This window comes from Burkholderia sp. SIMBA_051 (assembly GCF_046534915.1).
GTDB lineage: Bacteria > Pseudomonadota > Gammaproteobacteria > Burkholderiales > Burkholderiaceae > Burkholderia > Burkholderia ambifaria.
The window spans coordinates 1-232 of the sequence record NZ_JAWRXS010000975.1 but is presented as its reverse complement, the minus strand read 5'-3'; the positions used below and the strand labels follow the sequence as shown (position 1 = coordinate 232).

Below are 232 nucleotides of genomic sequence, written 5' to 3'. Positions count from 1 at the left end.
CGTAGATTCAACTTCTTGCGTTCGATGCGACGGTGTAGCTTCTACATCGACAATTATTCCTGCGTGCAAGTCGATTAAATAATTCGTCGAATACGCAAAGAATGCCGGCCCACCGGGCGCAGCCGTGTAACGAGCGGCAGGATCAGTCAGCGAGATTCGCTTGGCCGTTGCGATGAGCTCATCGTCGTCCGAGATCGTCGGGTTGTTCTGCTCCAGCTCCGTTAAATACTCC

1 pseudogene is annotated in these 232 nt (G+C 53.0%); it reads right to left on the bottom strand.

The features are described 5' to 3' along the window. Positions 1–232, bottom strand: a pseudogene (locus tag SB771_RS37400) (IS5/IS1182 family transposase); the annotation flags it as partial.